Source organism: Spirosoma koreense, assembly GCF_054777875.1.
On sequence record NZ_BAAHAC010000022.1, the window covers coordinates 433,545 to 456,346 of the forward strand.

Consider the following 22,802-nt stretch of genomic DNA (forward strand, 5'->3'; position numbering starts at 1 on the left):
ATGATCCTTACTTACCTACTTCGCAGCCCCGGCACTGGGCATAGCCTCGAAACCTTGTTCGGAGGTCTTCGGCAGGCCGGTGAAGACCAGCCGAACCTGGCCAGAACAGTTACGATGCCCGGCGTCAGTAAAGGTATTCGCAGCGTCTGGAAAAACTGGCGCTTCGTCGCCCGACTCGAATCCGACGTGTTTCATGTGACGGGCGATATTCACTACGCGGTGCTGGCGTTACCGCCCGCCCGAACGTTGCTGACCATCCACGATTGCATTACCCTGCGCAGCAACCGAAGTCGCCCGTTTCGGTATGCGATCTTCTGGCTGTTCTGGTACTATCTGCCTATCCGCAGGGCCGCCGTGGTAACGGTCGTTTCGGAGAAAACCCGGATGGAGCTGATTCAGTACGTGGGAGCCATTGCCCGAAAAGCGACGGTAATTCCCAATGCCTGGCATCCGGCTTTTGTGCCCCAGCCTGTCCAGACGCTGAACAAGCCTCCCATATTGCTACAGGTAGGAACGGCGTTACACAAAAACCTGGGTACCTTACTGGTGGCTATCGATGGTCTTGACGTCATATTGGTCCTTGTGGGGCCGCTTACCGACGCGACGCTGGCTGATTTGCATCGGCGGCAAATTCACTACCGGAATTACGTCGATCTTAGTCAGGAGGCTATTCGACAATTGTACGTAGCCTGTGATCTGGTGGTGTTTATTTCGACCTACGAAGGCTTCGGTATGCCCATTCTCGAAGCTCAGGCGATCGGCCGGCCGGTGATTACCTCTGATCTGTCACCCATGCGCGAAGTAGCCGGTGGTGCGGCCCACCTGATCGATCCAACAGATGCGGGGGCCGTCCGGCAGGGTATCTGGCGGCTGCTGCACGACACTGCCTACCGCCAGCAACTGATCGACGCGGGACTGACCAATGCCCAACAGTATTCAGCCGGTACGATTGCCCGGCAGTATATGGCGCTTTATCAGCGACTGGCGCAACCTTTATCTGAGCCGCTGCCATGAAGATCGCAATGTCGGCGGATTGCTTTTATCCTGCGCAGATGGGCGGTCCCAGCAATGCTATTTACTGGCAGGCGAAGGCATTGACGCAGGCGGGCCATGACGTAACCGTCGTCGCCACTTCGCAGGATCTACCCCCGGATACGCCCCTGGATCGTTGGTTGTCAATGGGTTGCGGACGGGTGATTTATACCCGAAACCCTCATTTTTACCTGCCGCTCAAACACATGTGGTTTGGCTGGCAGGCCATCCGTCAGGCCGACGTAATCCATGTCAATAGCCTGTTTTACCCGGCCTCGCTGGTCTGGGTGATGATGAGCCGGCTGGCTGGTAAGCCCGTTGTCTGGTCCCCGCATGGCGAAGTAAGCTCCGTAGCGTTGACCTATCGACCCGGTTTGAAGCAGAAGTTATTGAACGTAATCCGACGGTTTAGTTCGTCAGTCTGGTTTCATGCCACTTCCGATGTCGAAATGGCTGATATACAGCACTATATTGGCCGGAAGGTACGGGTCGGTGTGATTCGGAATATGATGGAACTGCCCATGAGGGATGTTCCCGAACCACCGGCTTCGCCCTATCTATTATTTATCGGCCGAGTGCATCCCATCAAAGCCATCGACCGGTTATTGGTTGCACTGAGCGATTCGACCCTGTTTCGGAACGACGCGTATTCCCTGCAAATCGTCGGACCCGGTGTGGATACCCTATACGTTCAACAACTCCAGGATCAGGTTCAGGCGCTGGGCTTGACTGGCAAAGTTATCTTTAGAGGGGCCGTTCATGGCCTCCACAAAGAGCAGTTGTACGCGAACGCCCGGGTAACGATTTTGCCGTCGCACGCCGAAAATTTCGGAAACGTGGTCATCGAGTCACTGGCCCAGGGAACTCCCGTTGTTGCGTCGACCGGTACACCCTGGCAACGGCTGGAAACCGAAGGCGTCGGAAGCTGGGTCAGCAATGATCCGGCTGTGCTTCGGCAGACGATTGACACCTACCTGACCATGCCGATTGACACCTACAGGGCGTATCGGAAACGGGCCGTGGCGCTGGTTTATCGGGACTATGACATCGCGAAGAATGTACCTCTCTGGACGCAGTTTTATGAAAAAGTTCTGGCCGAAGCCAGTCGGAAAAACAGCGGAGATGAAGACCAACGAGGCTATTGATTTTCACGACCGGAGGGCAACTCAGTTTGACCGGAAATATACCTCGTCGACCGCCTTTATGGAGCGGTTTCGCGTCTGGATCGATTTGTTCAGGCGGCACATTAAGCCTGAAGATCAGGTGATGGACCTGGGGTGCGGAGCCGGTATTTTCAGCCATTATCTGGCTGCGGCAGGCTGTACGGTGATTGGTATCGACGGCTCGGCGGCCATGATCGCGCTCTGCAATCAGAAAAAGACGGCGCCAGCGGTAAGATTTGTCAGGCAAATCTTACCGCTGGCCGAACCGGGCGATTATAATCCGCAGGACGTAATTATCATGTCGAGTTTGCTCGAATACATAGCCGATGCAGACCAACTGCTCGATCAGGCTCGTACGCTTCTGAGACCAAATGGCTTGTTATTCGTCTCTATCCCGAATAAGACAAGTATATATCGGCGTGTCGAACGGCTACTTTTTCGGTTAACCGGTCAGCCCCGCTACGTGGCCTACAGCCGCAATAGCTCAACGGCAGACGCCTTTACGCAGCAACTGATAAGCCTGGGATTCGAAGTAGTGGAAATGGCTTACTTTTCGAGTCACGACCCGGTTTCTCGGATCATAAAACCCTTCGTGGCCAGGCGGTATACCAACAGTTTGCTGGTCGTTGTAGGCCGAAAAAATGGATTGACAACCTGATAGCGCTTGCCAGACAGAATAAGATGAAAATCCTTAGTATCGTTGGGGCCCGGCCTAATTTCATGAAAGTAGCGCCCCTGCACCAGGCTTTTCGGCGTCGGCCCGCCATCGAATCCAGAATCGTTCATACCGGTCAGCATTACGACGCAAACCTGAGCACGATTTTTATGGAGCAACTCGGCGTTCGTGAGCCAGACTATTTTCTTAACATCAGCTCACGAACGGAAACCGGCCAGACCGCCGATATTCTGCACACACTTGAACCGGTTCTCCGGGCAGAAAAGCCCGATTGGGTCGTTGTCGTTGGCGACGTCACGAGTACATTTGCCGGTGCGCTGGCGGCTGCCCAGGCGGGTATACGGGTAGCGCACGTGGAAGCGGGCCTGCGGTCGGGCGATCGCCAGATGCCCGAAGAGCGGAACCGGATCCAGACCGATCATCTCGCCGATCTGTTGTTTATAACCGAACCGGCTGGGCTGGCTAACCTCAGGCAGGAAGGGATTTCGGCCGAAAAAATTCACTTTGTCGGGAATGTACTGATCGACTCGCTGGTGACGTGTCGGGCCCAAGCTAGCAGGCTGGATACCGTCGGCGCGCTAAACCTGGCGCCGGGCCAGTATATCCTGATAACCCTGCACCGCCCCGCAAATGTCGATACGGAACCAGGGCTACGTCGACTTTTACAGCTGGTGGAAGCGGCCAGCCAGTGGAAAACCGTGCTGTTTCCGCTGCATCCCCGGACCAGGGCGAGCCTCGCCAGGGCGGGTCTGTTGCCGAAACTGACCGACCTGCCCAACGTTCGGCTGCTGGAACCGCAGGGTTACCTCGAGTTTCTGAACCTGCTGGAGCAATCGGCCGTGGTCATTACCGATTCAGGAGGGGTTCAGGAAGAAACGACCTATCTGCAGGTGCCTTGCCTGACGTTTCGAACCACCACCGAGCGACCCATTACGCTCGAACTCGGTACCAATCAGCTGATAGTAGATTTAGCCCCCGCTACAGTCCACCGGAAACTAGCGGAGATCCTGGCGGGAAGGGGCCGGGTGGGGCAAATTCCGCCTTTGTGGGATGGTCGGGCTGCGGAGCGAATCGCCGAAATCATTAGCCGGTTCTGACGGATGAAACAACTGATTCAAAACCTCCGAACCGGCGAAACCCGGCTCGAAGAGGTGCCGACCCCACAGGCAGGCAAAGGGCAGGTGCTGATTCAAACCCGCCGGTCGCTGGTATCGCTGGGTACCGAGCGGACGCTGGTCGAGTTTGGCAAAGCAAACCTGATTGCCAAAGCCCGACAGCAGCCCGACCGGGTCAGGCAGGTACTCGAAAAAATGCAGTCCGACGGTCTGATCCCGACGCTGGAAGCGGTATTTCGGAAACTGGATCAGCCGTTGCCCCTGGGCTACTGCAACGTCGGGATCGTATCGGCGGTGGGTGATGGCGTTACGGACCTCCGCATCGGTGACCGGGTGGTTTCCAACGGGCCGCATGCCGAAGTGGTTTGTGTGCCGCGTAAGCTGGTAACGCTCATTCCGAACGCTGTCAGCGACGACGATGCGGCTTTTACGGTTATCGGAGCCGTTGGGTTGCAGGGCATTCGTCTGCTGAATCCAACATTGGGCGAAACCGTTGTGGTCATTGGCCTGGGCCTGGTCGGCTTGCTCACCGCTGCGCTGCTTCGACTCAATGGCTGCCGGGTCATTGGCATCGACGTCGATGAAGGAAAATGCCAGCTAGCAGAGCGCCAGGGCCACCTTGTGCTAAACCCACAGTCGGGTACAGATACGGTCAAAGCGGTTCTTGCCCTGACCAACCAGATCGGTGCCGATGGCGTCATCATCACCGCTTCGGCAAAAGGCGACGAAATTATTACCCAGGCCGCCCGCCTGAGCCGGAAGCGTGGTCGAATTGTGCTCATCGGCGTGGTGGGGCTGACGCTGAACCGGGCTGATTTTTACGAGAAAGAACTGACATTTCAGGTGTCGTGCTCCTACGGGCCGGGGCGGTACGATGAGGTCTATGAACAACAGGGTCATGATTACCCACTGGGCTATGTTCGATGGACGGAAAACCGGAATTTTCAGACTATCCTTCACCTGCTGGCTGACGGACAATTACTGGTAAAGCCGTTGGTAACCCAGCAAGTCGCTTTTGCCGACTACCGGCAGATTTATGACGATCTCCATTCGTCGCGCCAGATTGCTGCGTTGCTCACCTATCCCGACCGGGTCGAGCTGGCACCAACGATTCGCATCCGGGAGCAACGGTATACACCCGGTTTGGGCACCATAGGCCTCATTGGTGCGGGCAATTTCACCGGTACGGTACTGTTACCCTTACTCACGTCGGAGGGTGCCAGCCTGAAAACCATCGCCAGCTCCGGTGGTTTGACCGCCACGATACTGGCCAGACGATACGGCATTGCCCAGAGTACCGCCGATTATCGGCAAATCCTCCATGATCCGGAGATCGATCTGTGCATTATTACCACCCGGCATCATAGCCATGCCCGATTCACCATAGAAGCGCTTCGTGCGGGCAAGCACGTGTTTGTCGAAAAGCCACTAGCCATCCATGCCCACGAACTACCCTCCGTCGTCAGTGCCCGGCAGGAGTCGGGGCGGATGGTCGTGGTCGGCTTCAACCGCCGATTTTCGCCGTTTGTCCAAAAAATGAAAACCCTGCTGGGCGGAAGCCAATCGGACAAAATTCCGATGAATGTCGTAGTGACCGTAAACGCCGGATTCATTCCGGTTCATTCGTGGGTGCATGACCGGGCGGTTGGTGGCGGGCGTATCCTGGGCGAAGCCTGTCACTTTATCGATCTGACAACGTACCTGACCGGAAGTCGGGTGGCGTCTGTGTGCATGAATACCATGGGGCAGGAGAATGAAACGAGCGATGTCGCATCGATGCTGCTACGCTACGAAAACGGCTCGATGGGGGTGATCAATTATTTCAGCAATGGTAGCAAAGCGTACGCGAAAGAGCGGGTAGAGGTTTATTCGCAGGAGCGAACGCTGGTGCTGGATAATTTTCGGCAGCTAAGCGGCTATGGATTTCGTGGGTTTTCGCGGATGGCTGGTCGGCAGAATAAAGGCCATGCCGAACTGATCAGCCAGTTGATCAGGCAGGTGCGGGGTGTTCCGGGCCAGATGAATGAATCGAAACCGGAGCTTATTCCGTTTGCGGAGATCGTCAATACCACGCAAACCACGCTGGCGGCTTTGCTAAGTTCGCGCGAAAAGCGTTGGGTCGAGGTGGCAGGTATCGGTATGGACCAGCCACCAACGGCAGAAATAAGATGATCAGGGCCGGTTTATATTGGCGTACCGTACGGCATCTGACGTTTCGTCAGATCTGCTATCAATTCTGGAATCGGCTGCGAAGCCAGCCCCGGCTCCGCTTACCGAAACAGGTGCCCGACGTGTATTTTCTGCCCGTTTCAGAAGCTGACAAGCCGGTGGTCTTTCAACACAGGACCTTTACGTTTCTCAATCAGTCCGTTAGGTTTCCGGGTCAGATCGACTGGAATTATGCCGCCCATGGTAAACTCTGGACGTATCACCTCAATTACTTCGATGTGCTGAACCAACCGGATTTTCCTGTCGACGCGGGTGTCGCCTTACTTCATGAGTTCATGGCCTGTACGGCGCAGTTGCGGGATGGCCTGGAACCATATCCAGCCTCGTTACGCATCGGCAACTGGATTCGCTTTTTAAGCCGCTATCAGCTCCGTGATGACCGCATCGATAGCCATTTGTTTGCGCAGGTCAACTTACTGAGCCATCGGCTGGAGTATCATCTGGGGGGTAATCACCTGCTCGAAAATGCGGTGGCGTTACTGGCGGGCGCACTTTATTTCCGGCATGACCGCTGGTTTCGACTGGCTGCGAAACTCCTGCGGGAGGAACTCTCCCGCCAGATTTTACCCGACGGTAGCCACAACGAACGCAGTCCTATGTACCATCAGTTGCTGCTCGACCGGCTGCTGGATCTTCGCCCAGCCTTACAGCAGGCTTCCTGGCTCCCTGATCCCTCCCTGGTTCCGTTGTTGACGCATAAAATCGGACTGATGCTTGGCTGGCTTACCAGTATCACCTTTCGAAACGGTACTGTTCCTTTGGTAAACGATGCGGCTTCGGGTATTGCCCCCACGACATCCCAACTGCTCCGCAAAGCTGGCCTACAGAAACTCACGCCTTTTTTTGTCAGCAAAGATGCTGCGAAGACGAGAAATACGAGCGGCTATCGACTGTTTCGCCGGAGCCGTTATGAACTGTTCGTCGATGTGGGTGCGGTGGGGCCAGACCATCAGCCGGGACATGCCCACGCGGATACGTTCTCATTCGTGCTGCATGTGGATAACCAGCCGATTCTGGTGGATAGCGGCACCTCGACCTACCAGCCCGGACCGCGCCGGAGCGAGGAGCGCAGCACCGCAGCCCACAATACCGTTGCGGTAGCGGCTACCGACTCATCGGAAGTCTGGGCCAGTTTTCGGGTCGGCCGCCGGGCGAGGGTGCAGATCGTGGAAGATACCGAAGTCAGACTGACGGCCAGGCACGATGGCTACCGACCACTGGGCATCTGGCACGAACGAAGCTGGAACCTTAGCTTAACCAAGCTGACCATGACCGATCGACTGCTGAGCACCAGGCAGGAAACGACCCACAGTGGGGTCGCCCGCCTGCATGTTTATCCGGGCATTCCAATTCTGCCCACCAGTGACGACGTGCAGATCGGGCCACTTCGCCTGACGTTTTCGTCCGCAACCAAACCGCATTTGTCCGTCACAAGCTATGCGATGGCCGAAGGGTTTAACCGATTGCGGTCAGCCCAGTGTCTCGAAATCGCTTTCACCGATACCCTGACAACTATCCTGGACCTGCCCGATGAACCTCCTGTACCTGACCTTTTATTTCGAGCCTGACATTGGGCCGGGCGCTTTTCGGAACACAGCCCTGGTCAACGAGCTTTGTCGTCAGCTTCCCGAGGGGAGTCATATTCATGTCATTACCACCCTGCCCAATCGGTACCGGACTTACAGACCGGCGGCTTTCGAGCGCGAGGAACGCCTGAACGGTCAGTGTCGGGTAACGGTCGAGCGGGTGGCTCTTCCGGATCATGCCAGCGGCCAGTTCGATCAGATTCGGGCGTTCACGACGTATTTTAAAACCGCTCATCGGCTCATCGAAAGCCAGCAGTATGAACTGATATTTGCGTCGTCGTCCCGGCTGTTTACGGCATTTCTGGGCGCAAAAATAGCCCGCTCCAGACATATCCCCCTTTTTCTGGACATCCGCGACTTGTTTCGGGAAGCCATTCTGGATGTGCACAGGAGCCCTTTTATCCGGTTGGTACTGAGTCCACTGCTACGCGGGGTTGAAGCGTATACTTTTCAGACGGCCCGGCATATCAATCTGGTTTCGGAAGGGTTTCGCCCTTACTTTAACCCTTACCCGCGGGCCGAATACAGCTATTTTACTAATGGAATCGATGAGGCTTTTTTAGCCACCGAGCCAGCCGTCGACTACACATCCGAGTCGGGCTCGATTAGGCCGGCCAAGGAAATGAAAACAATTCTCTACGCGGGGAATATCGGCGAAGGCCAGGGCCTGCATAAAATTATTCCCTCGGCCGCCCGTCAGTTGGGCGATCGGTACCGCTTCGTCATCATTGGCGATGGCGGGGCTCGCCGGAAACTGGCCGAAGCGCTTCAGAAAGAACAGGTCAGGAATGTAGAGCTGCGAAGTCCCGTCTGTCGGTCAGCATTAATCCTGGAATATCAGCGCGCCGATTACCTGTTTCTGCACCTGAATGACCTGGCTGCGTGCAGGCGTGTATTGCCCTCTAAGCTGTTTGAATACGGAGCAACGGATAAACCAATTCTGGCCGGCGTGGCCGGATTTGCCGCTTCCTTTATCCGGCAAAGCGTTCAGAACTGCATTTTATTCGAGCCCGGCGATGTCGACAGTCTGGTGAGTCAACTGCGGACAAAACCGTACCGTACCGAAGTCAGGACCGACTTCATGACTCGTTTTCAGCGGAAAAATATCAGCCAGGAAATGGCCTGGCAAGTCTGCAACACGCTGGAGAGAGGGTAACGTGTACCGTGGCCGAACCCCGTGGTAGCTTCGCAATCTTTATAAAAAAAGGGCGATGTCGACATCGCCCTTTTTTTATAAAGATGAAAATGGATGAGCTACGATTAAACAGCTGGCTTTATGCTTTTGCCGATAGCAATCAGTTCCTCGGGGGAATGATAGCCTAAGACTTTCTTTAAAATCTTTCCATTGCCGTCAATGAATAGCAGAGTCGGATAGGCATCGAGTGGATACACCTGCGATAGGGCGGGGCCTTCGCCTTTTTCCATGTCCATTTTTACGTTGATAAACCGGCTGTTGTAAAAGTCACCGACGGTTTTCTTCGTAAAAACATTCTTTTGAAGCATTTTGCAGGGGCCGCACCAACTGGCATAGGCATCCAGAAAAATCACTTTCTTCTCCGCTTTTGCTTTTTTTAGAATCTCTTTCCAGGAGGTTTCTGTAAACTGAATTCCTTCCGGACTGTTGTCCGTCCGAGCGGGTTTGTAACCACCGCTTCGTATAGCTTTTGGAGAAAGTGCAGCCTGAGTCGATACCGGCCCAAACGCTACAAATAGCATCGCGAACAGCCAAAATACTTTTTTCATGATGGAACCGGAATAACGGTAGTCTGTGTGATTAACGGATTTATAACGTACGAACCCGCGATTTTCGTTTCAGCCGGGTTTCATTCCCGAAAATTAGCGGACGCCTTCGATAATTGCAAACAACGAACCGTGTGCCATTCTGGTTAATCTTTCCGAACTTTGCGGTCGTTTCCGTATGTCAAGACCATGCCTGTTAAACAAGCCGAATTTTTTGTCAGTAATTCCGATCCGGCCAAGTGCCCCACACCCGACCGGCCCGAGTACGCCTTTATCGGTCGCTCGAACGTGGGCAAATCGTCGCTGATCAACATGCTGACGGGCCGTTCCGGACTGGCTAAAATTTCGGGGAAACCCGGCAAAACGCAGCTTATCAACCATTTTATCATTGATAATGAATGGTATCTGGTCGATTTGCCGGGGTATGGCTACGCACAGGTCAGCAAAGTCGAACGGGAAAAATTTGCCGCCCTCATCGATGGTTACCTGACCGACCGACCCAATCTGCTGTGCATTTTCGTGCTGGTCGACTCGCGAATCGAGCCGCAGAAGATCGACCTTGACTTCATGACCAACCTGGGCGAACGGGGGCTCCCGTTTGTCATGGTCTTTACGAAAACCGAAAAGCTGGGGCCGACGAAACTCCAGGCTACGCTCGAAAATTACCGCGCTAAGCTGCTCGAAACCTGGGAGGAAACTCCGCAGCTTTTTGTTACGTCGGCCGTTACGTCGGCTGGTCGCGAAGAGATTCTGTCGTTTATCCGACCGCTGAACGAGGACTATTTTATTGAACAGAAACGCACACGAACGAAAAAGTAACTACATACATCCTTTACCAAAAGGCAATACGTCGGCCAGAACGGGCGTTACCCATTTATAAAGTCTCTATGGAAGCATTAAAACAGATTGCCAATATTGCTGGTTACAGCGGCCTTTACCGAATCCTGAAACCTGGTCGGGCGGGGGTCATCGTTGAATCATTGGACGACAAAAAGGCCAAGACCATGATGGGGCCAACGGCCCGGGTATCGGTTCTGAACGATATTTCGATATACGTCGACGATGATAGTGATGAACAGTCTATCGCGCTGGGGAATGTACTGACGGCAATCAGTGAAAAATACGGTGATACGCTGACGGTCGATCCGAAAGGCGCGAACAGCGAACTGGCAGATTTTATGGCATCGGTAGTGCCCAATTACGATCGGGAGCGCGTTCGTCCGGCAGATATCAAGAAGTTGATCGTGTGGTACAGCATTCTGCGACAGTTTGCCCCTGAGGTTTTCGACGTCGCTCCGCAAGAGCCTACCGCCGAAGCCACGGAAGAACCGGCTGCTCCGGAGGAGCCTAACGCGGAAGCACCGGAGTCAGAAACGACGCCAAAAACACAAAGTGCCTAAACAGAGTTATACAAACAACTATGTATAACTAATAAACGTCTTCATTTTCAGTGAGAACAGAAAATCCGCGATGACCTTTGGTTTCGCGGATTTTTTTTGTGGAAAGTCCGTACCATCGCCCCGGCGGACCGTGGTAGGCTGCCAGTCGGGGTGCTGCACGATGGTTAGCCTCAATGACTTGGGTAGTCAGCGTCTTCGATGGGAATGACATCTACTTCGACCTGAAACGCGTGCCGTCCCGTACTGAAAATAATTCCTTTTAGGGGTGAGACGTCGCCAAAATCGCGTCCCCAGGCGGTAACGATATGCCTTCCCTGCGGAATGAGGTCGTTGGTAGGGTCGAAATCACACCAGCCCGTACCAGGGATATAAACCGCTACCCAGGCATGCGTTGCGTCGGAACCCTGCAGTTTAGCGTGGCCCGGCAGAGGCTGCGTTTCCAGATATCCACTAACATAGCGGGCGGCAAAACCCAGACTACGCAGGCAGGCAATGGCCAGATGCGAGAAGTCCTGACAAACGCCTTTTTTTTCGTGCAATACCGTTTTAAGCGGTGTATGGATCGTCGTAAAACCCGGAACGTAGGTAAAGTCGGTGTAGATTTTATGGCAGAGGAGCCGTGCGCTCTGGTAAAAAGGCTGATCGTCGGGGAAGCAGCCGGCACAGAATCGACGAATGTCGGCATCCCACTGCACAAACGGGCTTGGAAGCATGTACTCCAGCAGCTCATTACGCAGTGAGGCAACCACCCGAAGTTTCTCTCTCACTTCCTGATTGGTCATGCCTGGATCAGCAACCAGCGACGGGTGCGTCTCAACCCTGCTTTTGGCTAAAAGTGTAAGCCGGGTATGGGGCTTATAAATGGAAAAGTAATGGACAGAGTTGCCGAAATAATCAGTTCGCAAATGAATCGTGTCTGGAGTCGGAGAAACCACCAGCGAGAAATCACGGCAGGTCTGGTACGACACATGCTTCGGCATCAGACAAGCCAGCCCATGATAATTGGTCACGTTCTCACTGTACTGATACTGGGTCTTATGAACGACTCTATAATTCATTTTCCAGGTCGATGATGGTCTCCGTAATCGAGTGCTGGGGGGCCGTATGGTTAAAGTACTGACTGGTTATAGAATCGGACACCGACAGCATCAGCGTGTACACATTGGACAGGATGAAGTCCAGATTCTCGTAGGCCTGCGAGTCGATCCCGACCGTAGCGATTTCGGTGATGTCGATCAGCTTGATTTGGGTAGACGCTTCCAGAATCGCTTTTCTGGATTTACTCAGCCGCCCCGACGATTGGGGGAGCTGGCTGATACTATGGTCGAGCGAGTCCAGCAGGCTGGTCAGCGAAGCCGGGACCTGCTTATCCAGCAGTACCATGTCCAGGACGTGTTCTCTCTCGAAATTTGTCTTGTAGGCCGAGCGGTAGTGCGACAGGGCGAAATGATTCATCAGGATAATTTCCATCAGCTCATTTTCGATTACCGACTCAGTTTTTACGCTGAAAATAGAGCGCAAAACGATAATTTTTGAGAGAATGCGCTCAATGAACTTTCCGGTTTCGAACAGGTAATACCCCTCGTTGCGCGGTACGGTTTCACTAACGATGCCGTAGAACGTGAACAGATTCGTTTGCAGATGATTCAGCGTATTCTGAATATCGTTGGGGTTATGATTGGGACCGATTTGCTGCAGCTTTCGGGCCGTATGCCCGATGACATCGATCGTGCGCCAGGTTACGTTATTCCACCGCTCGCGAACAACAATCATGGCTTTCAGAAAAGCCTGAACCGATGCGGTAACGGTGCCGGTTCTGGCTGCAGTGGCGATACTTGCCGAAAGAATGGGGTAGGGGTTTACAAAAGCGTCTTTGTTCTCGTCCGAAAAATAAGGTTCGATCTGAATCAACGCCGACACGGTTTTCAGGAGTATTTCGATGTGCTGCGTTTTCGTCTGGATGCCAAAATTCCGCTGAAAGCTCAGGGCATTCAGGGTAATCATCAGAAAGGTGGTCGCCGTAATGCTCCGTTCGCTGTACCGGGCGGCCCAGTATAGGTTTTCGGCACTGCGGCTGGGCAATGATGGCTGCGGCTGATGGTGATACGTACCGGGCAGTTTGATCCGCTCCCGAATGATTTCCGCTTCATCGGACACGATCCAGGTGTCTTTCGAAATGTTGCCGTACTGGTTCGAGAAGGTAAATCGATCTTTTAGCGTGGAGCTGCGTGTCAGGCCGCCTTCCATAACCTGATAGCCGTTGGGGGTGGCCGTCAGAAAAGCCCGGATGGCGGCATAGCGCGGCTCGATCCGGCCGTCGACATAGGCTGGCGTCGTCGAAAAACTAACTTCCTGCTGGGCTACATAGTCCGCTGGGTTTTGTAGAATCTGTAGGCGTAACTGCTGCAGCTGTGCTTTCGAGAGCTCTTTGCCGTAAACCGAGCGGAATACCTGTTTACGGTTCGCTTTTTTAATGATCAGGCTTCCCAAACGATCCAGCGTGCTTTGTAACTCTGTCGGCTGGCCACACCACCAGGTAGCTACTGAAGGCAAAATCAATTCTTCCTGTAAAAAATAGCGGCACAGCGAGGGCAAAAAGGCATTGAAGGCCGAATTCTCCAGGACACTGCTGCCGGGCGGATTGATGACCATGACGTTTCCGTTTCGGATCACCTGCAACAAGCCCGGAACGCCCAGTTTTGAGTCGATGCGCAGTTCGAGTGGATCGCACCACTCGTCGTCGATTCGGCGGATAATAATATCGACCCGTTGCAGTCCATCGATGGCTTTTATCCAGACAAATCCATTCTTGACGATCAGATCGTCGCCCTGGACCAGCGTGTAGCCCAGGTAAGAAGCCAGGTACGCTTGCTCGAAATAGGTTTCGTTATTCGGACCAGGGGTTAGATAAACGACGTTTACGTAGTCCGCTTTATCCCGAAATACTTTAAAAATAGACTGCTGGGCTTGCGTGAAGAAAGGAGACAGCCGACCGACGTACATGTCTCTGGCCAGTTCGGGCATCACTTTTGTCAGGATCGCCCGGTTTTCGAGCGCATACCCCGAGCCGGATGGGGCCTGGGTACGGTTGTCTACTACCCACATTCGGCCATCTGGGCCACGCGCCATATCGACGGCATACAGAATCAACTGATTTTGAGTCGGCAGTTTGATATCCTGACACGCTCGAAAAAAGCCGCTGTTGGTATAAACCAGTTCAGCCGGAAGTATCCGGTCTTTTATCAGGTTGCGATGGCCATAGATGTCCCGAAAAATCAGGTCCAGTAGAACGGCCCGTTGTTGCAGCCCTTTGGCAATAGTCTGCCATTCATTTTGCTCGATCAGAAACGGGATCAGGTCCAGTTTCCAGGGGCTGTTTAGGCCACCGGGATGCTGATAGATGTTGTAGGTGACGCCATTCTCCTGAATTTTGTTTTTGATTTCCTGAGAACGATTCCTTAGTTCGTCATGCCCGATGCGCTCTAACGACAGAAACAATTTCTCCCAATGTGGTTTGATCGACCCATCAGGTGCTAACACTTCATCGTACGAATGCAGTTGATTCGTATACAGGTCGAGCAAACGCTGAGCAGATGCTGAAATCATTGGGCTACAGAATGACAATCACTGGACTTTATCGTGGGTGTCGTAAAAACAAGCCCAACGGTATGGCTGCTGCCAACAGGTCAGGTAAGTTAGTATAAGGGCAACCAGGACATTGCTACCTACGACCTCTCCACGATCTTTGGCATAGAATCTTGGGAGGAACTAAGGGAAGTTTAAAATTATTCAGTTATCGCGGTATGCCAACTTTTTTTTGGTTTTTATTTGATACGGTAAAATATAGTTTGTAATAATACAATTTATTGGTCTGCGTCTATTGATGGAGATAGGGATAGATTTCCGGGTGGGGATCAGAGTAAGCGGGTTTTTTAAGGGATCAGATACCAAACTGCCTAATCGACAAAAGGCCAGCGCTCCTATATTGTAGGGCACTGGCCTTTTGCTGGTTTCCGGAGCAGGTGAGAACTAGTCTACGGTGCTCAGCTTCACCGTATTGGTGCGTCTGGACTGGGTCAGCGGCATGCTCAGGGTATTGATAAAAATATCGCCGGAAGCCAGTTTGCCCTGCCCAACGAGCGTTTGTTTGATGCCCTCCACTGTCTGGTCTACCGTCAGGTTCATATCGGGTTCGTAGGGCATGACCTGAACACCCCAGTATAAACCGAGCGTATTCCGTAACTGCGGATCGTTGGAGAAAACGAATAACTGAGCTTTCGGGCGGTGGTGCGATAGTCGTACGGCCGTATAACCCGAATTTGTGATGCCGATCACCGCTTTGGCATGAGTGTCGCGGGCCAGTCGGCAGGCGCTCATCACCACGTTGTCGTTGATGGCGTTTTCGGTTGGCTGCTCGTTTACGTGCGCATGGTAGCGATAGTAAATCTTGTCGGTGGTCGTCTCGACTTGTAGAATGGTGTTAGCCATGCTTTCCACCGCCAGGATGGGGTACTTACCCGAAGCCGTTTCGGCACTCAGCATCACCGCATCGGCACCGTCCATCACCGAATTGGCGATGTCGTTGATTTCGGCGCGGGTTGGGCGGGGGGCATCGATCATACTCTCCAGCATCTGGGTCGCCACAATGACCGGCTTAGCCGCTTTGTTGCATTTTTCGACCAGCATCTTCTGGATCATCGGTACTTCTTCGGCCGGCAACTCCACACCGAGGTCACCCCGGGCTACCATCAGGCCGTCGGTTGCAGCAATGATCTCATCGATATTCTGAATCGCTTCGGGCTTCTCAATTTTGGCAATTACCCGGCTTTTCTTCCCTTTCGATTTAATGTACTCTTTAATTTCGATGATCTCGGAAGCCTCGCGGACAAACGACAGCGCAATCCACTCGGCATCGTGTTCGAGTCCAAACTCCAGGTCGGCCCAGTCTTTTTCGGTAACGGCAGGCATCGATACCTTCGTGTTAGGCAGGTTCACGCCTTTCTTCGACTTCATAGATCCCCCGTACACGACTTCGGTAACCACATCCGTTCCTTCGGTTCGGAGGACGCGGACCTCTAATTTTCCGTCGTCCATCAAAATGCGTTCGCCGGGGTGCACATCCCTGTACATATCTTTGTAAGGTGTACTTACCCGCTGGGCTGTACCGATGATGTCTTCGTTGGTGAAGACGAGTTCCTGACCCGGTACGATCAGCACACCGTCTTTATTTTCGACGTTGCCAATCCGGATTTTAGGACCCTGCAAATCCTGTAGAACGCAGAGGTTCAGGTTATATTCTTCATTGATTTCCCGAATGCGGCTCAACCGCATTAGATGATCTTCGTGGGTACCGTGGGAAAAATTGAGCCGAAACACATTGACCCCAGCTTTGGCTAATGCCAATAATTGCTCTTTCGTTTCGGAGGCCGGGCCAATGGTGGCGACGATCTTAGTTTTCTTAAACATAGGACGGGAAAAATTGGGCAAAATCGGTCAGAAGCCGGTGCAAAAATAACCGGATGGTCTGATAAACGGTGGTATTCACTGAAATTTTACAGGAAGCGTTCCTAAAGAGGATTTACCAGATGACTTCGACCAGATGGTTGTAGAGCGAAAAGTTACGATCAGAAGAAATAACGGCTAACTCATCGGTCAGGGCCGTCGCCAGAATCATTCGATCAAAAGGGTCGCGGTGGTGATCGAAAAGGGGAATACGCTGGTAAGCAACTAAATGTCGTTTTCGTAATGGATTCCATTCGAAACCTGATCGCTGACTCAACTCAATGGCATGGCTGATTGGTCGGTTTAGACCTATCGTTTTGCCAATTTTAATTTTGATCGCCATTTCATAAAAGTTGATAGGGCTGACAAATACGTTGTCGGCTTTTTGAATCATCTCGAGAGCCTTGGTGGTCAGGCGACTGTCATTTTCTAAAAACCAAATCAGTGCATGAGTATCCAGTAGAAGTTGCATTACATATAGTCTTTCAGATCATCGATTGGATCATTAAAATCATCCGATACCCAAAAGGATCCCTTCATCAATCCGGGTGTGCGCTTGGGCTTTTCCGCTGTTTCGACGGTTTCTTCGACAAGCGTCACAATGACTTTGGCGTTGTCGCCCTTGACGGGTAGTGCTTCATCCAGAATGATCTGCCCATTTTTGTACGTTCCGGTGACTGTCGCTAGCATAGGAATATTCTCGTTTTCGGTAATAACGCAAAAATATCACAAACAATCCACGTCGATTACGATGCTGACCTGCCGGAGCCCTTTGTCGGTCAGAATATCGTTGATGCGCTCCTGGATATAGGCTTTTACGGCTTTTACGTTAACCTTGTCGCGCTCGATTTTTACCAGAATATCAAATAGAAACTGGTTTCGGATTCGCTCGACCAGCGGCTCTTCCGGACCGAGTATCCGGCTGCTACCGAGCGCATCCGTCAGTTCGGTCGCCAGGCGTTCGGCGGCCTGGTGGCTGATGGCTTTGTCGGCGTGACGAACAGTCAACTTGATGAGCCTGACGAAGGGCGGATAACTGAAATTCTGCCGTTCCTGAATCTCTTCTTCGTAAAGACCCTTGTAATCGTTCGCCATGACTTTTTGCAGAATGGGCTGATGCGGATTGCTCGTTTGAATCAGCACCGTACCCTGGCGCCCGGCTCGTCGGCCAGCTCGGCCACTCACCTGCGTAATCATCTGAAACGCTCGTTCCGTCGCCCGGAAATCGGGAAAATGAATGAGCCGGTCGGCATCGAAAATTCCAACCAGGCTGACATTGTCGAAGTCCAGCCCTTTGGTAATCATCTGAGTGCCGACCAGAATGTCGACCTGCCCGCCTTCGAACTCCTGAATGATTTGCTGGTAGGCATTTTTGGCGCGCGTGGTGTCCAGGTCCATTCGAAGCACCTGCGACTGCGGGAAAAAAAGTTGCAACTGATCTTCCAGCTTTTCGGTGCCGAAGCCGATGGTTTTCACTTTAGTAGAGCCGCATACCGGGCAGACGCGCGGCACCGGGTCTTTATGTCCACAGTAGTGGCAGCGCAGTTCGGCGTCACGCTGGTGGTAGGTCAGGCTGACGGCGCAGTTCGGGCACTCCGCCGTCCAGTCGCAGTCTTCACACTGCATGTAAGGTGAATACCCCCGACGATTCTGAAAAAGAATGCTTTGTTCCTTCCGCTCCAGGTTTTGCTCCAGCGCGCCGAGCAGCGTCGACGAGAACTCATTCTTCATCGTTTTCTGCCGCTTTTCCTGCTGCGTATTCACCAGAATAATCTCCGGTAAGGTTGCCTCGCCAAACCGCTGAAACAATTCGACCAGGCCGTAGCGGCCCTGTTTGGCCTGATAATAAGTTTCGAGCGAAGGGGTGGCCGAACCTAGTAACACCTTCGCCTGCTGCCAGTGGGCCAGCATGATGGCTACGTCGCGGGCGTGGTAGCGCGGAGCCGGATCGTGCTGTTTATAGCTCGTTTCGTGCTCTTCATCGACGATGATCAACCCCAGGTTGTCGAACGGCAGAAACACCGACGACCGAACCCCCACCACAAACTGATACTGCCCCGACACAACGCCCTTCCAGACTTCTACACGCTCGTTGTCCGAGAATTTCGAGTGATAAATTCCCATTTTATCCCCAAAAACCCGCTGCAGTCGAACCACGATCTGGGTGGTCAGCGCAATTTCAGGCAGTAAGTACAATACCTGCGAGCCACCGGCTACGGCCTGCTGAATCAGATTGATATAGACTTCGGTTTTACCACTGCCCGTAATGCCGTGCAGGAGTACGATATTCTGGCTTTCAAAATGGGCCATGATCTGCTCCGACGCCGTTCGCTGGGCCTCGGTCAGCCGGATCTCGGCTTGCGGAGCAAGGTTATCTGAGAACCGCGGCTGAATCACCTCGAAGGTTTCGAATACCTGATTCTTGATCAGTGTCGTGAGCGATGACTGGGAGAGCTCATCATCCTGATTCAGAATGGTTTTGTCCAGCCCTTTCTGGTTCAGCTCCGGGCTACGCTGCATCGGCACGTGTCGAAGATACCGCATAACGACTTCCTGCTGTTTAGGCAGTTTTTCGAGTCGTTGCAGCAAAACCAGCAGTTGTTCGCGCTCTTCGTAATTGCGGTGCAGGCGGATCTTACGCACCATTTTAGGGACGTATTTCTCTTTGACTTCTTCAAAAACGATTACCGCTTTTTTGCCCACCAGTGATTTGATCAGCGCCGGTACGTTGCTGCCTTCACCCGCCAGCCGGCCCAGTTCTTCGTAGGAGAGTGCCGGCTGTTTTTTTAGTTCGGTCAGCAGCGTCGTTTCGAAGTCGGTGAGCAGTTCGGGGTAATCGAAGTCGGGGTTGAACTGCACTTTCGACTGACTCGATATTTTCAGCCCCGACGGCAGGGCAACGTTCATGACGTCGCCAATGCAGCACATGTAATACTCGGCCATCCAGCGGAACAGTTCCAGCTGGTAACCCGTCACGAGTGGATACTCGTCCAGCACTTCGCTGATGTAGCGGGCCTGATAGGCCGTTGGGGGCGAGTTATGCAGTCGGGCAACCACGGCCGTCAGCACGCGGCCGTTATTTTTGCCAAACGGGACAATGACCCGAGCCCCAATCTTCAGCACCTCAGCCATGCCGCGGGGCACCCGGTATGTAAACAACCGAGGTACCGGAATGGGCAGAATCAGATCGGCAAAGAAAGTAACTTCTTCGGCTTCGGTTGAGGCAAAAAGAGTATATAGCTGGTTTTCCACGGGTCAGACGAGCGGTACGTCAGGTAAATATACGGAAAACGTGGCGTTGGCCCGGCGAATTCCAGTTTTGTAAAAAAGGGAGTGACTGGTAAACCTTTGCCCACTTTCTGACTGTTAAAGACTTATAAGGCGGCCAGAAAGCCGCCAATTTCGCGGCTTTCTGGCCGCCTTACTGCATGCAACTCTACGACGTACTTATTGTGGGCGGTGGGCCTTGTGGGCTGGCCGCTGGTATCGAAGCGACTAAAGCGGGTCTGAGTCATCTGATTCTGGAGATGGGAAGCCTGACCGAATCCATCCGGCAATACCCGCGCCGGATGCGCTTTTTCTCGACCGCCGAAAATATTGAAATTGGTGGCTTGCCCTTTGCCATTTCCGACGTAAAAGCCGGTCGCAACGAAGCCCTTCAGTATTATCGAAAAGCTGCGGCTTACTACCACCTGAATTTTAAACTCTTTCAGGAAGTCTGGGATGTGAAGAAAGAAGGCGAGGTGTTTACGGTTACGACGACAACCGGCGAACAGCACCAGGCCCGCAAAGTGATCATGGCCACTGGCTATTTTACGAAACCGCGCTGGCTGGGTATTCCGGGCGAAAACTTGCCACATGTTTCGCACTACTACGACGAACCGTTTAAGTATTCGTTCACCAACGTTGTCATCATCGGGGCCTCCAACTCCGCCGTCGAAGCGGCTTTGGAATTATATCGGCACGACGTGAACGTCACGATTGTACACCGGGGAGAAGATTTTCGGAGTACGGTGAAATACTGGCTTGTGCCCGATGTGAAAAATCGGGTGAAGGAAGGACGGATCAAAACGGTATTCGATTCGCTGGCTACTCAGATCGATGCGCAGCAGGTAACTGTCTTAAATCAGAAAACCGGCGAGGAAACGCAGATTCCCGCCGATTTCGTGTTTATTCTGACGGGTTACATTCCAGATGCAGCTCTGCTTCAGCGCTGTGGTATCGACCTCGACCCGGAAACGCAGGTGCCCGTTTTTAACAAAGAAACGTTTGAAACGAACATCCCGGGTCTGTACGTCTGCGGTACGGTGCTGGCCGGTATCTACACGGAGAAAGTATTTATCGAAAATGGCCGCGAGCATGCCCAGGCCATTATCGATCACATCGTGGGCCGCAAAGTACACAAAGTAGCTGAACTGATCCAGCGAATCTAATTCGACCGGATGCGATTGAGTTCTTCCTGTACCGCTTTGGCGAAAGCCACCTTATCCGACTTGCGGTAAAGTTCTGTTTTCTGCCGTTTGGAGGGTGGTCTGAAATCGCGGTTTATATGCTGACAGGCTACCCATAGGTCTGGGTTCAATTTGATTTTGTACTGCCGTATCGGTGTATCGACGCCGAACCAAAGATTGATAATATTACTGACTGTTGGTTTGATGACAACGCTCATGACTGTTTACGTGCTAAGGAATCAAAAATAGGCTGTGGATACCTGAAAAAATTTTTGGTACACTTAATTCATAGGTTAAAAGTAGCTGATCTATACAATCTCCTCAAAGGAAATTGTACTAACGGTAGATATAAACGCACGAACCGTAGAATGTATGGATAAAGTGCGGGTTTATAGCCTTAATTTCAGCAGCCGGTCGGCATTACCGTGAGCGATTTTGGCCAGGTCGTCGGGTGGTAGAGATATAGCATTCAGAAAGTTGCGCCCCTGCTCATTGGTGCTGTAGGGGTAATCGACAGAAAACAAAATCCGATCGACACCGAACGTAGCCAGAGCCGCCAGCAAGGGGGGCTGGGTAAAAATGCCACTGGTGGTGAGATAGACCTGCTGCTGTAGCGTCTGGCTGATGGTTCGGGGCAGGTGGGTCATCGCAGGCTTGAAAATCGTATCGCAGCGAGCCATCATAACCGGTAGCATTTCCCCCATGTGACCGACAATCAACTGCAATCCCCGGTGCCGTTCGAATGTGCCCGACAGAATCAGCCGCAGAACGTGAACGGCCGTTTCGGCATGCCAGCCAAAGCCCGCCATACCCAACAGCGTCGATATGGCCGGAGGAAGCCCCTCGTAATACACCTTCCTGACAGCTTCGGGCGGCACATTCGGGTGGAGGTATAGCGGAACGTCCAGTTTCTCGGCCCGCTCGAGCAGGGGCCTAAACTGCGGATCATCCAGAAATTTGTCCTGTGTCAGTCCGTTGATCATGGCTCCGCAAAAGTGCAGGTCCCTAACGGCCCGTTCGAGCTCGTCGGCAGCGGCTTCGGGCGCGGTCATGGGTAAATGGGCAAAGCCGGCAAAGCGGGAGGGGTGCTCAGCTATCTTTTGGGCCAGCAGGTCGTTGTAATCGCGGGCTAAAGCTGGCCCGTCGGTAGCATTCAGCAGATCGGCTCCCGCGCCGGAAACCGACAAAACCTGAACGGTGATACCAGCCTCGTCCATCTTTGTCAGCCGCTCATCGCCGATGTCTGCCAACTGCACGTCGACCTGCTTCATGGGCGAATCGGGGCTGGCGGACGTTGGCCATCCGCGGTTTGCCACGGCTTTTTCAGGAATTCGACTGGTCAGCTCGGGGAAGCTTACGTGTTCTTCAAGGGCAACGGTACGCATATAGCCTGTTTTGGGTTTGCCGGATGAGCTTAGCGTCATGCCGGTAGATGTTGCCCATTACTGACTGATGAAGAGAAAGGTTTTGCCAATGACCTTGTAAAATGATCGAATGGGTATCGGCTGGCGGATAAACTGGAGTGGTCACCAGTCTGGAAGATCAGCTTACCTGCTGAAAAAAGTTGCACCAATAAGGTCGGTTTGTATCAGTCCGGCTATTTATCTGGTTTGAGGTGATCAAACAACTTGAGCAGCAGTTCGGATAAAGCGTTATAGTCGGTCAGCATGTAGGCGAGTAAAATACTCACAAGGACAGCGACCAGAATAAACAGTGTTCTGGCTGATTTTAGCGATCTTGACATTCGCATCGGTGTTAACATGAACCATGCCTAAGCAGGCTATTGGGTCAATGGCTGTGCTGGTACAAGTCGGAAAATCAGCAGCGGGTTCTGGCGAGTGAGCAAACGGCAACCGGCACGGTCGGTCTAGGCAGCACCCCTGATGCCGTGACTAAGGACGATGGGTG

At 53.1% G+C, this 22,802-nt stretch carries 20 protein-coding genes; 10 read left to right on the plus strand and 10 right to left on the minus strand.

The features are described from left to right. From ACYVC2_RS15235 to ACYVC2_RS15265, 7 genes are read left to right on the plus strand one after another with little or no spacing between them, the layout of a single operon-like run. Nucleotides 1-1,014: a glycosyltransferase family 4 protein gene (locus tag ACYVC2_RS15235; RefSeq protein ID WP_461103303.1), complete on the plus strand. Its 1,014-nt coding sequence runs from the start codon at nt 1-3 to the stop codon at nt 1,012-1,014. Beyond that, nucleotides 1,011-2,177: a glycosyltransferase gene (locus ACYVC2_RS15240; protein ID WP_461103304.1), complete on the plus strand. Its 1,167-nt coding sequence runs from the start codon at nt 1,011-1,013 to the stop codon at nt 2,175-2,177. The genes ACYVC2_RS15235 and ACYVC2_RS15240 overlap by 4 nt, the downstream gene beginning before the upstream one ends. Further along, nucleotides 2,155-2,853, plus strand: a complete 699-nt coding sequence (locus tag ACYVC2_RS15245; RefSeq protein WP_461103305.1) for a class I SAM-dependent methyltransferase — start codon at nt 2,155-2,157, stop codon at nt 2,851-2,853. The genes ACYVC2_RS15240 and ACYVC2_RS15245 overlap by 23 nt, the downstream gene beginning before the upstream one ends. Before the next feature lie 23 nt (nt 2,854-2,876). Beyond that, on the plus strand, nt 2,877-3,968 hold the full coding sequence (gene wecB, locus ACYVC2_RS15250; RefSeq protein WP_461103306.1) for a non-hydrolyzing UDP-N-acetylglucosamine 2-epimerase: 1,092 nt from the start codon (nt 2,877-2,879) through the stop codon (nt 3,966-3,968). Between the two features lie 3 nt (nt 3,969-3,971). Beyond that, nucleotides 3,972-6,158 carry a bi-domain-containing oxidoreductase gene (locus ACYVC2_RS15255; RefSeq protein WP_461103307.1) on the plus strand — a complete coding sequence of 729 codons (2,187 nt, stop codon included), beginning with the start codon at nt 3,972-3,974 and terminating at the stop codon, nt 6,156-6,158. After that, on the plus strand, nt 6,155-7,783 hold the full coding sequence (locus tag ACYVC2_RS15260; RefSeq protein WP_461103308.1) for a heparinase II/III domain-containing protein: 1,629 nt from the start codon (nt 6,155-6,157) through the stop codon (nt 7,781-7,783). The genes ACYVC2_RS15255 and ACYVC2_RS15260 overlap by 4 nt, the downstream gene beginning before the upstream one ends. Then, nucleotides 7,746-8,957: a glycosyltransferase family 4 protein gene (locus ACYVC2_RS15265; RefSeq protein WP_461103309.1), complete on the plus strand. Its 1,212-nt coding sequence runs from the start codon at nt 7,746-7,748 to the stop codon at nt 8,955-8,957. Before ACYVC2_RS15260 ends, ACYVC2_RS15265 begins: the two co-directional genes overlap by 38 nt. 104 nt (nt 8,958-9,061) lie before the next feature. Here ACYVC2_RS15265 and ACYVC2_RS15270 read toward each other — a convergent pair whose 3' ends face one another. Then, complete coding sequence (locus ACYVC2_RS15270; RefSeq protein WP_461103310.1) at nt 9,062-9,544, minus strand: thioredoxin family protein; 483 nt, start codon at nt 9,542-9,544, stop codon at nt 9,062-9,064. Nucleotides 9,545-9,730: 186 nt separating this feature from the next. On the opposite strand from ACYVC2_RS15270, the gene yihA reads away from it, so the two are divergent. Together yihA and ACYVC2_RS15280 are read left to right on the plus strand one after the other, a co-directional pair. Beyond that, the gene (yihA, locus tag ACYVC2_RS15275; protein ID WP_461103311.1) at nt 9,731-10,360 is read left to right on the plus strand and encodes a ribosome biogenesis GTP-binding protein YihA/YsxC; all 630 of its coding nucleotides are present in this window, start codon (nt 9,731-9,733) and stop codon (nt 10,358-10,360) included. A gap of 68 nt (nt 10,361-10,428) precedes the next feature. After that, entirely contained in the window at nt 10,429-10,941 is a 513-nt protein-coding gene (locus ACYVC2_RS15280) for a DUF5606 family protein (RefSeq protein ID WP_461103312.1), read from the plus strand. A 170-nt stretch (nt 10,942-11,111) separates the two neighbouring features. On the opposite strand, the gene ACYVC2_RS15285 is transcribed toward ACYVC2_RS15280, so the two are convergent. The 6 genes from ACYVC2_RS15285 to priA all read right to left on the minus strand — a co-directional run bounded on the left by ACYVC2_RS15285 (nt 11,112) and on the right by priA (nt 19,695). Beyond that, complete coding sequence (locus ACYVC2_RS15285; protein ID WP_461103313.1) at nt 11,112-11,999, minus strand: transglutaminase family protein; 888 nt, start codon at nt 11,997-11,999, stop codon at nt 11,112-11,114. Then, nucleotides 11,989-14,547, minus strand: a complete 2,559-nt coding sequence (locus ACYVC2_RS15290) for a circularly permuted type 2 ATP-grasp protein (protein ID WP_461103314.1) — start codon at nt 14,545-14,547, stop codon at nt 11,989-11,991. The genes ACYVC2_RS15285 and ACYVC2_RS15290 overlap by 11 nt, the downstream gene beginning before the upstream one ends. 423 nt (nt 14,548-14,970) lie before the next feature. After that, nucleotides 14,971-16,407 carry a pyruvate kinase gene (gene pyk / locus ACYVC2_RS15295; protein ID WP_461103315.1) on the minus strand — a complete coding sequence of 479 codons (1,437 nt, stop codon included), beginning with the start codon at nt 16,405-16,407 and terminating at the stop codon, nt 14,971-14,973. A 112-nt stretch (nt 16,408-16,519) separates the two neighbouring features. Then, entirely contained in the window at nt 16,520-16,915 is a 396-nt protein-coding gene (locus ACYVC2_RS15300) for a type II toxin-antitoxin system VapC family toxin (protein WP_461103316.1), read from the minus strand. Next, complete coding sequence (locus ACYVC2_RS15305) at nt 16,915-17,133, minus strand: DUF2281 domain-containing protein (RefSeq protein ID WP_461103317.1); 219 nt, start codon at nt 17,131-17,133, stop codon at nt 16,915-16,917. The genes ACYVC2_RS15300 and ACYVC2_RS15305 overlap by 1 nt, the downstream gene beginning before the upstream one ends. A gap of 36 nt (nt 17,134-17,169) precedes the next feature. Then, nucleotides 17,170-19,695: a replication restart helicase PriA gene (priA, locus tag ACYVC2_RS15310; protein WP_461103318.1), complete on the minus strand. Its 2,526-nt coding sequence runs from the start codon at nt 19,693-19,695 to the stop codon at nt 17,170-17,172. Nucleotides 19,696-19,871: 176 nt separating this feature from the next. Here priA and ACYVC2_RS15315 point away from each other — a divergent pair, with 176 nt between their 5' ends. Then, entirely contained in the window at nt 19,872-20,876 is a 1,005-nt protein-coding gene (locus tag ACYVC2_RS15315) for a YpdA family putative bacillithiol disulfide reductase (RefSeq protein WP_461103319.1), read from the plus strand. Here ACYVC2_RS15315 and ACYVC2_RS15320 read toward each other — a convergent pair. From ACYVC2_RS15320 to ACYVC2_RS15330, 3 genes are all read right to left on the minus strand, one after another. After that, complete coding sequence (locus ACYVC2_RS15320; protein WP_461103320.1) at nt 20,873-21,112, minus strand: hypothetical protein; 240 nt, start codon at nt 21,110-21,112, stop codon at nt 20,873-20,875. The two genes, ACYVC2_RS15315 and ACYVC2_RS15320, sit on opposite strands and share 4 nt — an antisense overlap. A 171-nt stretch (nt 21,113-21,283) precedes the next feature. Further along, the gene (locus ACYVC2_RS15325) at nt 21,284-22,279 is read right to left on the minus strand and encodes an amidohydrolase family protein (RefSeq protein WP_461103321.1); all 996 of its coding nucleotides are present in this window, start codon (nt 22,277-22,279) and stop codon (nt 21,284-21,286) included. Between the two features lie 212 nt (nt 22,280-22,491). After that, nucleotides 22,492-22,638 (minus strand): hypothetical protein, encoded by a 147-nt coding sequence (locus tag ACYVC2_RS15330; RefSeq protein ID WP_461103322.1) that lies wholly within the window; start codon nt 22,636-22,638, stop codon nt 22,492-22,494. Between the last annotated feature and the right edge of the window lie 164 nt (nt 22,639-22,802).